Origin of the sequence: Aphanothece microscopica RSMan92 (assembly GCF_046613545.2) — a bacterium.
Lineage (GTDB): Bacteria > Cyanobacteriota > Cyanobacteriia > PCC-6307 > Cyanobiaceae > NIES-981.
In genome coordinates, this window is sequence record NZ_JBKKKY020000034.1 from 13744 (window position 1) to 28868 (window position 15125).

At 68.1% G+C, this 15125-nt stretch carries 14 protein-coding genes and 1 tRNA gene; 8 read left to right on the forward strand and 7 right to left on the reverse strand.

Annotated features, from left to right (window positions below):
• The first annotated feature begins 17 nt into the window (after nucleotides 1–17).
• Nucleotides 18–1328, forward strand: a complete 1311-nt coding sequence (hisD, locus tag ACLD7X_RS10425; RefSeq protein WP_412007290.1) for a histidinol dehydrogenase — start codon at nucleotides 18–20, stop codon at nucleotides 1326–1328.
• A gap of 4 nt (nucleotides 1329–1332) precedes the next feature.
• Here hisD and rpiA read toward each other — a convergent pair whose 3' ends face one another.
• The 3 genes from rpiA to ACLD7X_RS10440 form a co-directional block, all read right to left on the reverse strand.
• The gene (gene rpiA / locus ACLD7X_RS10430) at nucleotides 1333–2046 is read right to left on the reverse strand and encodes a ribose-5-phosphate isomerase RpiA (protein ID WP_411423565.1); all 714 of its coding nucleotides are present in this window, start codon (nucleotides 2044–2046) and stop codon (nucleotides 1333–1335) included.
• 86 nt (nucleotides 2047–2132) lie between these two features.
• Nucleotides 2133–3275, reverse strand: a complete 1143-nt coding sequence (locus tag ACLD7X_RS10435) for a trypsin-like peptidase domain-containing protein (protein WP_411423566.1) — start codon at nucleotides 3273–3275, stop codon at nucleotides 2133–2135.
• 47 nt (nucleotides 3276–3322) lie between these two features.
• The gene (locus tag ACLD7X_RS10440; RefSeq protein WP_411423567.1) at nucleotides 3323–4096 is read right to left on the reverse strand and encodes a metallophosphoesterase; all 774 of its coding nucleotides are present in this window, start codon (nucleotides 4094–4096) and stop codon (nucleotides 3323–3325) included.
• A gap of 34 nt (nucleotides 4097–4130) precedes the next feature.
• On the opposite strand from ACLD7X_RS10440, the gene nblD reads away from it, so the two are divergent.
• The 6 genes from nblD to ACLD7X_RS10470 all read left to right on the forward strand — a co-directional run bounded on the left by nblD (nucleotide 4131) and on the right by ACLD7X_RS10470 (nucleotide 10951).
• Nucleotides 4131–4430, forward strand: a complete 300-nt coding sequence (gene nblD, locus ACLD7X_RS10445; RefSeq protein ID WP_411423568.1) for an NblD family protein — start codon at nucleotides 4131–4133, stop codon at nucleotides 4428–4430.
• 42 nt (nucleotides 4431–4472) lie between these two features.
• The gene (locus ACLD7X_RS10450; protein ID WP_411423569.1) at nucleotides 4473–4949 is read left to right on the forward strand and encodes an LSm family protein; all 477 of its coding nucleotides are present in this window, start codon (nucleotides 4473–4475) and stop codon (nucleotides 4947–4949) included.
• Nucleotides 4950–4986: 37 nt separating this feature from the next.
• Nucleotides 4987–6396 (forward strand): transcription termination factor NusA, encoded by a 1410-nt coding sequence (gene nusA / locus ACLD7X_RS10455; RefSeq protein WP_411423570.1) that lies wholly within the window; start codon nucleotides 4987–4989, stop codon nucleotides 6394–6396.
• Nucleotides 6397–6407: 11 nt separating this feature from the next.
• Nucleotides 6408–6695, forward strand: coding sequence for a DUF448 domain-containing protein (locus ACLD7X_RS10460; protein WP_412007289.1), 288 nt, complete (start codon nucleotides 6408–6410; stop codon nucleotides 6693–6695).
• 79 nt (nucleotides 6696–6774) lie between these two features.
• Complete coding sequence (infB, locus tag ACLD7X_RS10465) at nucleotides 6775–10053, forward strand: translation initiation factor IF-2 (RefSeq protein ID WP_412007288.1); 3279 nt, start codon at nucleotides 6775–6777, stop codon at nucleotides 10051–10053.
• A 25-nt stretch (nucleotides 10054–10078) separates the two neighbouring features.
• Nucleotides 10079–10951 (forward strand): low-complexity tail membrane protein, encoded by an 873-nt coding sequence (locus tag ACLD7X_RS10470; protein ID WP_411423572.1) that lies wholly within the window; start codon nucleotides 10079–10081, stop codon nucleotides 10949–10951.
• On the opposite strand, the gene ACLD7X_RS10475 is transcribed toward ACLD7X_RS10470, so the two are convergent.
• Entirely contained in the window at nucleotides 10856–11122 is a 267-nt protein-coding gene (locus ACLD7X_RS10475) for a DUF3493 domain-containing protein (RefSeq protein WP_411423573.1), read from the reverse strand. The genes ACLD7X_RS10470 and ACLD7X_RS10475 overlap by 96 nt on opposite strands.
• A gap of 47 nt (nucleotides 11123–11169) precedes the next feature.
• On the opposite strand from ACLD7X_RS10475, the gene ACLD7X_RS10480 reads away from it, so the two are divergent.
• Nucleotides 11170–11241 (forward strand) — tRNA-Thr (locus tag ACLD7X_RS10480).
• Between the two features lie 576 nt (nucleotides 11242–11817).
• On the opposite strand, the gene ACLD7X_RS10485 is transcribed toward ACLD7X_RS10480, so the two are convergent.
• The 3 genes from ACLD7X_RS10485 to ACLD7X_RS10495 all read right to left on the reverse strand — a co-directional run bounded on the left by ACLD7X_RS10485 (nucleotide 11818) and on the right by ACLD7X_RS10495 (nucleotide 14386).
• Nucleotides 11818–12864 (reverse strand): hypothetical protein, encoded by a 1047-nt coding sequence (locus ACLD7X_RS10485; protein ID WP_411423574.1) that lies wholly within the window; start codon nucleotides 12862–12864, stop codon nucleotides 11818–11820.
• 56 nt (nucleotides 12865–12920) lie between these two features.
• A complete protein-coding gene (locus tag ACLD7X_RS10490; RefSeq protein ID WP_411423575.1) occupies nucleotides 12921–13853 on the reverse strand; it encodes an IS481 family transposase in 933 nt (310 codons plus the stop codon).
• A 329-nt stretch (nucleotides 13854–14182) separates the two neighbouring features.
• Entirely contained in the window at nucleotides 14183–14386 is a 204-nt protein-coding gene (locus tag ACLD7X_RS10495; RefSeq protein ID WP_411423576.1) for a hypothetical protein, read from the reverse strand.
• Nucleotides 14387–15125: the final 739 nt, after the last annotated feature.

Consider the following 15125-nt stretch of genomic DNA (forward strand, 5'->3'; position numbering starts at 1 on the left):
CGCTTCCCAGCCCCGCCGTGGTCGCCTCCCCCACCACCATCACGCTTGCCTGCCTGCGGGACCAGGCCGCCGCAGCGGCGCGGCTGGAGGCCATCGCCCAGCGCACCAGCGGGGAGCAGATCATCCAGGCCGCGGCGCGGGTCGACGCCATTCTCGAGCGGGTGCGGCGGGAAGGGGATGCCGCCCTGATCGCGCTGACCGAGGAGTTCGACGGGGTGCGGCCCGAGCCCCTGCGCATCCCCCAGCAGGAGCTGGCCGCCGCCTGGGAGCAGTGTCCGGCCCACCTGCGGCGGGCCCTGGAGCTGGCCCATGAACGGATCCTGGCCTTCCACCGGCACCAGCGTCCCAGCGATCTGGCGGTCACGGGCCCCCATGGCGAGCTACTCGGACGGCGCTGGCGGCCGGTGGAACGGGCCGGCCTGTACGTGCCCGGTGGGCGGGCGTCCTATCCCAGCACCGTGCTGATGAATGCCGTGCCGGCCAAGGTGGCCGGGGTCGGGCGGCTGGTGATGGTCACCCCGCCGGGGCCCACGGGCCAGCCCAATCCCACGGTGCTGGCGGCGGCCCACCTCGCCGGCATCGAGGAGATCTACCGGGTCGGCGGAGCCCAGGCGATCGGGGCCCTCGCCTACGGCACGGCCTCGATTCCCCGGGTGGATGTGATCACCGGTCCGGGCAACCTCTACGTGACCCTGGCCAAGAAGGCGGTCTACGGCCAGGTCGCCATCGACTCGCTCGCCGGACCGAGCGAGGTGCTGGTGATCGCCGACCACACCGCCCGGCCCGAGCAGGTCGCCGCCGATCTGCTGGCCCAGGCGGAGCACGATCCCCTGGCCGCCGCCATCCTGCTCACCACCAGTGAGGCGTTGGCCCGCAGCGTGCCGGCCGCCATCGAAGCCCAGCTGAGCGGCCATCCCCGCGCCGCCATCACCCGGGCCGCCCTCGAGAACTGGGGGCTGATCGTGGTCTGCGAGGACCTCGACCAGGCGGCCGCCCTCAGCGACTGTTTCGCACCCGAGCACCTCGAACTGCTGGTGGAGGAACCCGAGGCTCTGGCCGAACGCATCCAGCACGCCGGCGCGATCTTCCTCGGCCCCTACACGCCGGAGGCGGTGGGCGACTACCTGGCCGGCCCGAACCACACCCTGCCCACCTCCGGCACGGCACGGTTCGCCGGCGCCCTGAGCGTGGAGACGTTCCTGCGCCACACCTCCCTGATCCGCTTCAACCGCCAGGCCCTCCACGCCACGGCCGAGGCGGTGGTGGCCCTGGCCGAGAGCGAGGGGCTGCACAGCCACGCCGAATCGGTGCGGCAGCGGCTGGACTGAGGCCTCAGCGCTTCTCCAGATCCCGCACCCGGGGCTGATCCCCCGCGATCTCCCCCACCAGCACCTGGTCGGTGATCCCCACGAACAGACCGTTCTCGAGCACACCGGGCAGGTTGTTGATCTCCTGTTCCAGGCCGGCTGGATCGGTGATCCCGCCGGCAAAGCGCACGTCGAGCACCAGGTTGCCCTGGTCGGTCACCACCGGGCCTGCCTTGCGGACGGCCATCCGCAGCTGGGCCTCGCCCCCGAGGGCCTGCAGCTCAGCCTGCACCTGACGCCAGGCCCCCGGGAGCACCTCAACCGGCAGCAGAAAGCCCAGGTTCAGGGTGTCGACCAGCTTGGTGGCATCCACCACCACCACGAAGCGCTCCGCCCGGCGCGCCACCAGCTTTTCCTGCACATGGCAGGCGCCACCGCCCTTGATCAGCTGGAACGCAGGATCCACCTCATCCGCACCGTCAATGGCGAGGTCGATGCGCTCGATCGCATTGAGGCTCTTGAGCGGAATCCCCAGCTCCGCGGCCAGCACCTCCCCCTGGAAGGAGGTGGTGACGCCGGTGATGTCGGTGAGTTCGCCGCGCTTCAGCTTGGCGCCCAGGGCCTGGATCATCAGCGCGGCCGTGGAGCCGGAGCCCAGGCCGACCACCATGCCGCTCCGGATCTGCTCGGTGGCCGCCTCGGCCACCGCCTGCTTCATGCGGTCCTGCAGATCCGACATCTCACGCCAGCGCTCGGGGCCGCGACCGTAGCAGTGGCCCGGCTGGGAGCAGTGGCCTGGCTGGGTTCCCGGCTGGCCCGATGGGCTCAGCCCGCCCGAGGGAGAGCGGCGGGACGGATCGAGAGGCTGAGCTCCCGGCGTCCCCGCACGACGGTGAGGGGCAGGGGCTCACCCACCGACGCCAGCTCCACCTGCTTCAGCAGGGCGGACGGGTCGCGAACAGGGAGCTCCGCCACCGCGACCACCAGGTCCCCCCGCTTCAGGCCGGCGGTCTCGGCCGGGCTGTCCGGGAGCACCCGCTGCACCAGGGCGCCATCGCGCTCGGGCAGCTGCAGCAGGGCATCGGGATCGCGGTTGTTGTCGCGGGCCCGGCGGGCGGTGAGGGGCACGAGCTGCAGGCCCAGGTAGGGGTGGACCACCTGGCCGCCATCGGCCAGCTGCTCGGCCACCCGCCGGGCGAGGTTGATCGGGATGGCGAAGCCCAGGCCCGCCCCGGGGCCGGAGCGCACCAGGGTGTTGATGCCGATCACCTGGCCGGCGGCATCGATCAGGGGGCCGCCGGAATTGCCGGGATTGATGGCGGCGTCGGTCTGGATCAGATCCAGGCGCTTGTCGGCGAAGCCGAGGCTGTTGATGTCGCGGTGCAGGCTGCTGACGATGCCGAGGGTGACGGTGCGCTGCAGGCCGTAGGGGCTGCCGAGGGCGATCGCCCAGTCCCCCACCTCGAGGGCCTCGGAATCCCCCAGCGGGGCGGCCTTGAGCTCGCTGGCACCGCGGATCCGCACCAGGGCCAGATCGGTGACGGGATCACTGCCCACCACGGTGCCGTCGAGCTGGCGGCCGTCCGCCAGGGTCACCTCGACGCGATCCACCTGGTCGACCACGTGGGCATTGGTGAGCACCAGGGCCTTGGCGGCATCGATCACCACCCCCGACCCCTGGCCCCGCTCACGCATGCTCCCGGAGGGATCGCCGAACAGATCCCGCAGCAGCGGATCCAGCAGGGCCGGGTCGAAGGGCTGCCGGGCCACATCCCGCTCGATGTCGATCCGCACCACGGCGGGGGCCACGGCCCGGGCCGCCTCCGCCACGAAGCTGTGGGGCACCGGGAGGGACGCCGCCAGGGCCGGAGCCAGGCCTGTGGCCAGCACCAGCACCAGCACGGCCAGGCGGACTCCCAGCCAGGCCAGGGGCCGGCGGAGTCGGCCCCGTAGGGATGGCGGGGTCATGCGCTCAGCGGGGTGGCCATGGGCCCACGACGGATGGGTCCCCGAGGCTAAGGAGCCGACCAGCGCAGCAGGGAGTGGCGCAAACCGCCCGATGGGCTGATGGCGACCCAGCGGCCGCCGGGATCATCGGGCCGCCCCAGGGGACAGGGCTGCACCGGCGTGAAGCCGCAGAGGGTGGAGGGGCAGCCCAGCAGGGGCACAGCCTCCCGACCCGGCAGGGCTCCCTGCCAGTGCTGGTGGACGTGGCCGAACAGCACCGCCTCGAGCCCCGGGGCGTCCTGCAACAGCGCCATCAGCTGCTCTCCGTCCATCAGCCGGATGGGGTCCATCACCGGATCGCCGATCGCAACGGGCGGGTGATGGACCGCCACCACCAGCGGCAGACGGTCGGCCCGGCGGCGCAGCTCCTGGAGGCGCTCGGCAAGCCAGGCCAGCTGACGTCGGCCCAGCCAACCCTCCGTCGCTCCGGGCCGGTGGCTGTCGAGCAGCAGCAGCCAGCCGTCCCCCACCCTCAGCAGGGCCGGCGCGATCCGCGTGCAACGGCCCAGCGCCGCCCGCAGCAGCAGGGGGTGGTCGTGGTTGCCGGGCAGGAGGGCCACCGGCACGCCGAGGGGCTGCAGCAGCTCCCTCAGCACGCCGTAACCGCCTAGGCTCTCGTCCTGGCAGAGGTCACCGCTGATCAGCAGCAGGTCGGGGGCTTCGGGTACGCCGGCCAGCGCCTGGCGCAGGGCGTGGGCCAGCCACTGCCGCGGCTGGCGGGCCCGGTAGGTCCCGGTCGGATCCGCCAGGAGATGGGGATCGCTGAGCTGGAGCAGGCGCATCCGCCTAAGTTGCCCTCTGATCACCGAGGCCGCCATGGCAGCAATCCCCCCCGGCACCCGGCAGCGCTGCAGCCTCTGCCAGGTGGAGATCCAGGGCATGGTCGGCGGCGCCGACCTGGTCCACTTCAGCCAGGGGGCGCCGGGGACCCGCGCCAAGCTCTGGGCCAGGGTCTGCCAGTACCTCCGCAGCGACGGTCAGAAGGCCCAGTGCCTCAACCAGGACCCGAGCCAGCGCGGCACCGTGCAGAGCAGTGACTACTACGCCGAGGCTCCGATGATCGATGTCGGCGCGATGATGGGCAACCAGGGCTCCAGTGGCGATCCCGTAGGTTGATCCGCTGATCCGGCGGCGGGTCGATACCGCCGACCCTTCGCCTTGCCGCACCCCCTGATCCCCGAGCTGGAATCCCTGGCCAGGACCATCCTGGCCGGTCTCGGTTTCGAGCTGCGGGGCGTCAACCTGCAGACCCATCGCATCCCGATGACCCTGCAGGTGTTGGCGCAGCGGGGCGATGGCGTGGACATCAGCCTCGATGAGTGCGCCAGCATCAGCGCTCCGCTGGATGAGGCCATCGAGCAGGCGGGACTGCTGGCGGAGGAGCCCTATGTTCTGGAGGTCAGCAGTCCGGGTGTCAGCGACAGGCTGCACGACGACCGCGATTTCCGCAGCTTTCGCGGATTCCCGGTCGGCGTGAGCTTCCTCGATGCCAAGGGTCAGGAGACCCGCTGCCAGGGGCTGCTGCTGGAACGCACCGATACGGAGCTCCTGATCAACCTGCGCGGCCGCACCAAACGGATCCCCCGCGACGCCGTGCTCGAGGTTCTGCTGGTCACCCCCAGCGACGACAACTGAATCACCCAAAACCGAATCACCCACAACCGAAAATCCCATGGCCCTGGTCCTGCTTCCCGGTCTCAACAACCTGATCGAGGACATCAGCGAAGAGAAGAAACTGCCTCCCTCGGTCGTCGAGGCGGCCCTGCGGGAGGCCCTGCTCAAGGGCTATGAGCGCTACCGGCGCACGCTGTATCTGGGCATCAGCGAGGATCCGTTCGAGGAGGACTACTTCTCCAACTTCGACGTGCAGCTGGACCTCGATGACGAGGGCTATCGGGTGCTGGCCTCGAAGATCATCGTGGAGGAGGTCGAGAGCGAAGACCACCAGATCGCCCTGGACGAGGTGCAGCAGGTGGCGGATGACGCCCAGATCGGCGACACCGTGGTCCTGGACGTGACGCCTGAGAAGGACGACTTCGGGCGGATGGCCGCCGCGACGACCAAGCAGGTGCTCGCCCAGAAGCTGCGCGACCAGCAGCGCCGCATGATCCAGGAGGAATTCGCGGACCTGGAGGATCCCGTGCTGACCGCCCGGGTGATCCGTTTCGAACGCCAGAGCGTGATCATGGCGGTGAGCAGCGGCCTGGGCCGCCCGGAGGTGGAGGCCGAGCTGCCGCGCCGCGACCAGCTGCCCAACGACAACTACCGCGCCAACGCCACCTTCAAGGTGTTCCTGAAGGAGGTGAGTGAGGTCTCCCGGCGGGGTCCGCAGCTGTTCGTGAGCCGGGCCAATGCGGGGTTGGTGGTGTATCTCTTCGAGAACGAAGTCCCGGAAATCCAGGAGGGCTCCGTGCGGATCGTGGCGGTGGCCCGCGAAGCCAATCCCCCCAGCCGGTCGGTCGGTCCACGCACCAAGGTGGCGGTCGATTCGGTGGAACGGGAAGTGGATCCGGTGGGAGCCTGCATCGGCGCCCGCGGCTCCCGCATCCAGCAGGTGGTCAACGAGCTGCGCGGCGAGAAGATCGACGTGATCCGCTGGTCCCACGACCCCGGCCAGTACATCGCCAATTCGCTCAGTCCGGCGCGGGTGGAAGCGGTGCGTCTGGTGGACCCGGAAGGGCAGCACGCCCACGTGCTGGTCCCCCCTGATCAGCTCAGCCTGGCCATTGGCCGGGAGGGGCAGAACGTGCGGCTGGCCGCCCGGCTGACCGGCTGGAAGATCGACATCAAGAACGCCACCGAGTACGACCAGGCTTCCGAGGACGCCGTGGTGGCCGAGCTGATCGCCATGCGCGAGGAGGAGGAAGCCCTTCAGGCGGAGGCCGAGGCCCGGCTCGCCGCCGAACAGGCCGCCCGCGCCGAGGAAGACGCCCGCCTGCGGGAGCTCTATCCCCTCCCCGAGGACGAGGAGGGCTATGGGGAGGAAGCCCCTGAACAGGAGTTCGAAACCCAGCTGGAAGCCGAGCCCGAGCCGCTGGTGGCCCAGGCAGGCGAGGGCGAGGACGAGGGCGAGGCCCGGTGAACGCCAGACCCGTGCTGAGACGGTGTGTCGCCTGTCGCACCCTGTGTGACCGCACCCTGCTCTGGCGGGTCATCCGCCTCGCCGAGGGAGGCATCGCGCTGGATCAGGGCATGGGCCGCTCGGCCTACCTCTGCCCCAGCCACGACTGTCTCGGCGAGGCCCGACGGCGCAAGCGTCTGCAGCGGGCCCTGCGCTGCCAGGTTGCAGACTCAGTCCTTGAAGCGCTGGAACAGCGACTGCTCACCAGCGCCGACCCCGCCTCCGAGCCAACCCCCCAGGCGACCTCTGAGGCAAGATGACCTTTGGCCGCAGCGCGCGTGCGGCCTGGTGCCCTAGGACCCCCATGGAGGTCCTGGGCCCCGACCACTGGAGACCTGAATGACCAGCAGCGGCAAAGTCAGAATTTATGAGCTGTCCAGGGACCTTGGCCTGGACAACAAGGACGTGCTCGATGCCGCCGAGAAGCTGGGCGTGGCTGCCAAGAGCCACAGCAGCTCGATCAGTGATGACGAGGCCTCTCGCATCCGCCAGCTGATCGAGAAGGGCGGCAACGGTGCCGCGGAGCCATCAGCTGCTGCCCCCACTGCCCCCACCAAGTCCATCCTGTCGGTGAAGAAAGCCGCTCCCCCCACAGCGCCGTCCGCCCCCAAGCCCGCCGCCCCCGCTCGCCCGGCCGTGACGGCACCGGTCAACCAGCCCAGCCGCCCGGCCACACCCACCCGGCCGATCGCGGCGAGTGCGCCCAGCCGACCGGTCCCCCCGGCGACCAAACCCGCTACCCCGGCAGCCAAGCCCGTCGCCAAACCGGCCGCCCCGGCGCCCCAGGCCCAGATCTCCAGGCCGGCACCCCTGCCCAGCCGTCCCCCCGCCCCGGCCAAGCCCGCGGCAGCTCCTGAGGTGAGGCCAGGCGCCGCACCGGTGCGTCCACCGGCACCGGCCAGCCGGCAGCAGGTGCCCCCATCCAAACCCGCGCCGCCGGCCCGGCCTCCGGTGGTGATCGCCGCGAAGCCGGCCCGACCGGCCACGCCCGCCCCCAGCCGCAAGCCCGAGCTGCCCTCCAGGCCTGGAGCTGGCAAACCCCAGCTGGTCGGCCGACCGATCAGCGCTCAGGCCAGCAGCAGCCGTCCCGCGCCCCCGGCCGGCCGGCCGCCGCTGAGCCAGCGGCCGAAGGGTCCCCAGCGCCCTGGGGCGCCGGCCCCGACCCGACCCGGGCAGGGTGCAGGGGGCGGGCGTCCCGCCCCGACCCCGCTCGAGCTGGTGGGCAAGCCGATCCGCCGCGACAGCAGCGGCGCCGGCGGTACCAGGCCGCCGGCGCCCGGTCGCCCCGGCATGCCCCCCGGCATGCGCAAGCCGATGGCCCCGGGCGAGCTGATGCAGCTCCAGAAACCCTCCGGTCGCACTCCCGCCCCGCCACCGCGGCGCCCGGGCGAGCGCAGCGAAGCCGGCGGCACCGGCACCACCACGCCCGATCTGGTGCGGCCGACCGCCACACCACCGGCCGCGCCCCGGCGTCCGGGCTTCCGGGCGCCCGTCGCCGCCGGAGCCGCCGGCCGTCCCCGCCGGCCGGACTGGGATGACAGCGCCAAGCTCGAGGCCCTGCGCAGCCGCACGCCGCAGCGCCAGCGCCCCAAGGTCCACATCATCGGCGAGAACGACGACGCCCTGACCGCGGAGACCGGTGGGTACGCCGGTGAACTGGAGGCCGTGGTGCTGCAGGCCAGCCTGGCCAGGCCCACCAAGCCCAGGAGCCGCACCACCCCCGCGCCCAAGCCGACGGTGGCGGTGCGCAAGCGCAAGAAGGAGACCACCCGTCAGCGGCAGCGCCGCCGCGCCATGGAGCTGCGGGCGTCCCGCGAGGCCAAGCAGCAACGGCCCGAAATGCTGATCGTGCCGGAGGGGAACCTCACGGTGCAGGAGCTGGCCGAGAAGCTCGGCGTGGAGAGCTCCGAGATCATCAAGAGCCTGTTCTTCAAGGGCATCATCGCCACCGTCACCCAGAGCCTCGATCTCTCCACGATCGAGACGGTGTCCGACGAGTTCGGGGTGCCCGTGCTGGAGGACGACGTCGAGGAAGCCGCCGCCAAGACGGTCGAGATGATCGAGGCCAGCGACCTCGAGCACCTGATCCGCAGGCCCCCCGTCGTCACCGTGATGGGCCACGTGGACCACGGCAAGACGAGCCTGCTCGATGCGATCCGCAAGACCCGCGTGGCGGCCGGGGAAGCGGGCGGCATCACCCAGCACATCGGTGCCTACCAGGTGGAGATCGAGCACGCCGGGGACCCCCGCAGGCTCACCTTCCTCGACACCCCTGGCCACGAGGCCTTCACCGCGATGAGGGCGCGTGGCACCAAGGTCACCGATGTGGCCGTGCTCGTCGTGGCCGCCGATGACGGTGTGCGCCCCCAGACCCTGGAGGCGATCAGCCACGCCCGCGCCGCCAAGGTGCCGATTGTGGTGGCGATCAACAAGATCGACAAGGAGGGCGCCTCGCCCGACCGGGTGAAGCAGGAGCTCTCGGCCCTCGAACTGGTGGCGGAGGACTGGGGCGGCAGCACCGTGATGGTTCCCGTCAGCGCCATCAAGGGCGAGAACGTCGACAAGCTGCTGGAGATGATCCTGCTGGTCTCCGAAGTGGAGGACCTGCAGGCCAACCCCGATCGGCTGGCGAAGGGCACCGTGATCGAGGCGCACCTCGACAAGGCCAAGGGCCCGGTGGCCACGCTGCTGGTGCAGAACGGAACCCTGCGGCCCGGCGACGTGCTGGCAGCCGGTCCGGTGCTCGGCAAGGTCCGGGCGATGGTCGACGACACCGGCAAGCGGGTGAAGGCGGCAGGTCCCTCCTTCGCGGTGGAGGCCCTGGGCTTCAGCGAGGTGCCGACGGCAGGCGACGAGTTCGAGGTCTACCCCGACGAGAAGGCCGCCCGGGCTGTGGTGGGCGACCGCGCCAGCGAGGCCCGGGCCACGCGCCTGGCCCAGCAGATGGCGTCCCGGCGCGTCTCGCTGGCGTCGATGTCCGGCCAGGCCAGTGAAGGGGAGCTCAAGGAACTCAACCTCATCCTCAAGGCCGATGTGCAGGGTTCCGTGGAGGCGATCCTCGGCGCTCTGGAGCAGCTGCCCCAGGGCGAGGTGCAGGTGCGGGTGCTGCTGTCGGCACCGGGTGAGATCACCGAAACGGATGTGGACCTGGCTGCCGCCTCCGGCGCCGTGATCGTGGGTTTCAACACCTCGATGGCGCCTGGTGCCAAGCGGGCCTCCGATGCGACCGGGGTCGACGTGCGCGACTACGACGTGATCTACAAGCTGCTGGAGGACATCCAGCTGGCGATGGAGGGCCTGCTGGAGCCGGAGCTCGTGGAGGAGGCCCTGGGCGAAGCCGAGGTGCGGGCCGTGTTCACCATCGGCAAGAGCGCCGTGGCCGGCTGCTACGTCACCACGGGCAAACTGCAGCGGAACTGCAAGATCCGCGTCCGCCGGGGCAAGGAGGTGGTCTACGAGGGCGACCTCGATTCCCTCCGCCGCAACAAGGACGACGTCAAGGAGGTGGCCACCGGCTTCGAGTGCGGCATCGGCTGTGATCGCTTCACCGGCTGGCAGGACGGTGATCGGGTCGAGGCCTACAAGCTGGTCACCCAGCGCCGCACCCTGAGCACCTGAGCGCCGTGTCCCGATTCCCGATGCCGTGACGCCCCGCAGCGAGCCCCTGCTCTGGCTTCAGCTCATCGCTCTGGGGGCGATTCCCCTGGAGCTGCTGCTGCTGCTGCTGGTGCTGGCGGGGGCGGATCCGGGGCCCCTTCCGGCCCTGGAACGCCTGCTCGCCTTGGGGCTGGGAAGCCTGGCCCCAAGCCTGCTGCTGTGGCGGCAGCCCCCCGACTGCTGTTCGCTGCTGCTCGCCCAGGTGCCGCTGCGGGGCCGCACGCCCGCACAGCTGAAGCTCTCGGCACTGCAGGATGCCCTGGGGCCCAGGCTGCTGGGCTTACTGGGGCCCGTGGCCCTGCTGCCCCTGTTCTGGAGTCTGGACAGTCACGCCGCTCTTGCCACCGCACTGTCGCCCCTGGCCCAGAGCAACCGCCTGGTCGTGCTGATCCTGGCGATTCCCCTGCTGGCCCTGCTGGTCTGGCAATGGCAGCAACTGGTGCAGTCCCTGTGGCTGCTCAGCCGCAGCGAGGCTGATCTGGACGCCGCCACCGCCCTCCGGGCCGAGGATCTGAGCCAGCGAAGGATCTGTCTGGGACTCCCCCTGCTGCTGCTCGAGCCGCTTCCACAGCTTCCACAGCCCCGGGGCCGGCCTGTCCCCCCGGCAGCTCCAGCGAGCACAGGCGGCGCAGAGCCCCCGGCAGGAGCGACCATCCGAGAACCTTCAGCGCCCGCGACTGCCTCACCAGCGCCGGAGGCTGAGGCCGGCCAGATAGACGCCACTGAGGCTGGCTCCCAGGCAGCCGGTGAAACCGAGGATCCCTCAATCGGTGCCGTCGGCGGGGGCACGGTTGCGATCGAACCAGAGCAATCCACCGAAGAGCACGACGGCAGCCAGCTGGATGAGCAGATCACCTGAAGGCACCTCTGAGCCCGCGGCGCCGCGCATGGCCATCACGGCCAGCCCAAGCCCGCCGGAAGCGGCCAGAGCCAGCCACAGGGCGCGCCGCAGGCCGCGCCAAGGGGTGCGTGATTCCTGCAGCAGGCGGGCACGCAGCCTGGGATCGATGGCATCGGGCTTGATCCCCATGGGGCACCTGGGCAGGTCCGTCGCCTGAATGCTAGTTTCACTGGGTTGCCGGTGTAGCTCAGCGGTAGAGCAACTGATTCGTAATCAGTAGGTCATCGGTTCAAATCCGATCATCGGCTTCAGACAAAGGCAGCGATCTGAGCTCTTCAGCAGTCAGTCGATCAGCCAGTCCGCCAGCGATTTGCACAGGCATTGCAAAGCTGAGAGCTCAGCCTTGAGCAATCCGTTAAGGCCGTCCTGGATGCGGGACTACGTGGCACAGTTTTGAACCATCTCTTCCACAGATCGATGGATCCACAGACCCCGCCCGGGTTCCTCCTCGCCTAGCCAGTTATGTCAGGTCAGTGAGGTAAATCTGGGGCCGGCAGCAGCAGCGGAGCGTGCAGGTACTTTTCAAGGTCGCCATCCAACTGAAGTGCGACCCCACACGCTCAGCGGCGCCGTGCTGTACGCCTTCCTGTGGCGGAGCAAGGCACACTAGGGGAATGACAGCTACCGGCGGGCCTGATTGCGGGTACCCACTTCTCCAGCAGCGACAATCTTAAGGTCCCGGAGGAGAAAGGCCTGGAGGCCTACATCTCCCTGAGCTACTGGAAGCCATTTGCTCATAAGGCGCCCTGCGTAGCCAGCCCAGCACAGAAAAGCCCCACCTTGCGGCAGGGCTGCAGGACGGCAGCATCGAGTGATGCAGACAGTCAGACGAGTGAGGTTGCAACGCCTCCAGTGATGGTCAGTAGTCCATCAGCGAAGTTGAAGAGGCCACCATTGACGCCACCGATCTTCTCGAAGCTGTTGGTCTTCATGAAGCGGCCTCCCGACGCAAGCGCGATTAGTCCACCTTCGATTCGATAAAGGCCATCAGGCAACAGGATCTTGTCCTTGCCGGTGCCGCCAATGAACTTGCCTCCCGCTCCGCCGGATATAGAAGCAGTGTCAGCCCCAACAAAGCCGATCAACGCGTCAGCACCAGGTCCAAGATCTGTCGTGCCACTCCCCCTGAAGCCTCCAGCTATCGCGTTGACCTTGTCGTCGCCGCCCCCAGTGCTGATATTCCCATCATTGAAGATGCCAAAACAGCCCTTTCCTCCAGCTCCTGTGATGATGTCATTGCCCGGTCCAGTTTTAATTGTGCAATTAGGATTATTATATACGCCCCAGCTAAAGCCGTACGAGCCGTAGCTTTCTCTATTACTACCCCCAGTTCCCTTGATAGAATCATTGCCGTAGCCCGTTTCGATTGCGCCACTATTGACGAGACCAGTCCCTATTGAGCTACCGACGATGCGGTCATTGCCATCCCCTGTATTGATTTGACTTTCATTCCAAAAGCCATTTTCGCCGTTCCAGCAGCCATCGATTAAGATGCCGTATGTCGAGCGACCTATGATGCTATCGCTGCCTTCGCCCGTAGAGATTAGCTTTGTATTGTAAATCCCAAAACGGCCTTCCGATAGGCCGCTGATACGGTCGCTGCCATCCCCGGCCAAGAGATAGCCGCTATTTTTCAAGCCTTCACTCGTGGCGCTGCTGCCAGAGATGACGTCGTTGCCATTTCCGGCCATGAGTTTGGCTCCGGATTTGACCACAAGCCCCCTAATGAGTTCGAGTTTAGTGCTGCCCTGGATAATGTCATCCCCAGCCAGTGCATTAACGACTACCTTTCGCGCTAGCTGCCAGCCGCTAAATAGCGATTTGGCAAGGTCATTCTTGCTGGTAAACCTGAACAGTGCAAGGTCCGCCATGGCGAGACCCTCCTCTACTCACCTTTCAGCCTAGGTGTGGTTTGCCACCAGGTTGTTCATGCCTGCAGCTGAGCCAGCCGCTGCCGGGGGGTGAGGCCACCCAGGGCCATGTGGCACCTGCGCCCGTTATAGATCCGCAGGTAGGCCTGTAGCAGGTCGTTCCTGGCCGCCGAGGTGCCGTAAGGCATCACGTAGGCCCACTCCTCCAGCAGGGTCTTGATGAACCGCTCGGCCTTGCCGTTGGTCCTCGGGGTGTAGGGCCTGGTCTTCTTCGGCTTCAACCCCATGGCGTAGCAGGCTTTTCGCCAGCCATGGGACTTGTAAGCCGAGCCGTTGTCACTGAGCACCCGTTGGCACTCGATCCCCTGGCCGTTGAACCAGGCCACCGCCCGGCTGAGGAACCCCACCGTGGTCGGGCCCTTCTCGTCGGGCAAGACCTCGACGTACGACAGGCGGGTGGCGTCATCCACCGCCACGTGGACCTTCTCGTAGCCCGCGCCCGGGGAGCTTCCCTTCCGTGGGTCGCCGGTGATCCGGTGGCCGACCCGCTCGAACCGGGCGAGCTGCTTGATGTCGACATGGATCATCTCCCCCGGTTGCTCCCACTGGTACCGCTGCACGGGGGGTTTGGGGTCGAGGTTCCCCAGCCGGTTCAGCCCCAGGCGCCGCATCGCCCGGGCCAGGGTGGTGATCGGCACCAGCAGCAGCCGGGCGATCCTCCGGAGGGTGCAGCGCTGCTGCCTGAGCTCCACGGCCTGCTGCAGTTGCTGCGGATCGATCGTCCGCCGCTGGCTGCGGCGAACACTCCGTCGATCCGCCAGTGCCGCTGGCCCGCCTGAACGAAAGCGCGCCAGCCACTTGCGGGCGGTGCGTTCACTGATCCCGTGGTCTGTGGCCAGCTGAGCAAGGCTCCTGCCCTCCTCGAGATGCTGCCGGATCAGGCGTTCGCGACCGATCGGTGTCAGGCGGGCGTTCGGGTGTGTATGCATGGGGGGTGAGGTCTGGGGCTGTTGGGTCGCACCACAACCCTGTCGGCCTCACACCCGCTTGTCAGCCGGAACAACCTGGTGGCACTACACACCTAGGTCTACACTATTGCACTATTTCAGTGCTTCATGAATGCACACCGAAAGGTATGGGTCGCAATGTCTCGACCTTCGGTGCCGGGCAGTGCAACTCCAGCCCTGCCGCTTTCGCTTTGGGTAGTGCCTTGAACGCGGATCGCTGATTCGTTTGACCACCAGCTCCATCAGCACTCCACTCGGCTCTCAAATGACCCCATAGGCTGACGTGGCATCCAGTACGGCCAGCAACTGGTTCACCGTCTGCCGCACTGCCGGGCCTTGGTCGGATCCATGACAGCCGCGAAGGCCCGGGCATGGATGCGGGCCTGGATCTCCTCCAGCGCCATGCTGATGTCGATCAGCAGAGAGATGGTGATGTCGGAGGTGGTTAGAGGCGCCGGGTCGGGGTGACTGCCTGCAGTGTTCCCACAGTGGCTCAGGGCGAGATCAGTGCGCATGACAGGTTCCCTGCCTGTCTGAGATGGACCTTGGTTTCATGCCGCCTGGGTGGACCCCAGGGGTGTACGGGGGCCGCGGAAGGGGCCGCGGCGGCCGGTCCAACAAGAACCCTCCACGCGATACTTCTGCCCTCTATGCCACCAGCGGCCCGTGCCCACGGCCGAGCAGGGCAGCGCCGCATTTCACGAAGGTCAAGCAAGCTCAAGGAGTGCAGCGAGCTGCCGAACTCCTTGGGCAGTGCAGCCTGTCCAACTTCCAGACAACACTGCACCAGCTCCAGCCCCTCCAGGACAGTGGCCCATCGACATCTCCAGGTCCGTACCCTCCCGCTCATCTGCCGCCACTTCACCAGCCTCCAGATCACCCCGAGAGGTTCTGCCCTCCACTGCATCCCTTCCGACTGGCCTATTAACTTAAAAGCAACTACACTTCTACTCCAACTTTTCTCGACGATGCCAAAGATACACTCAACTCTACGCCTCTGGCCCAGCATGAGCATCAGAGGTTCTCGGAATGCAATTGTCTTTTTCATTGGCTCATGCGAATCTTACTGGCAATTGGGGGTTATTTAGTTTATCGAGATATTCAATTTCTAAGTGGAGAAAAGCGTGCGGCTTGACCCGGCTTGGGGGCGTCCCGCCAAGTGGTGTAAATCCCGAGGAGCAGCACCGGCGTAGCCGGTGCTGGCGGTCTTCTCCTCAAACTCCCTGCGGGGCAATGGGTGGGCCGGTCTGTGAC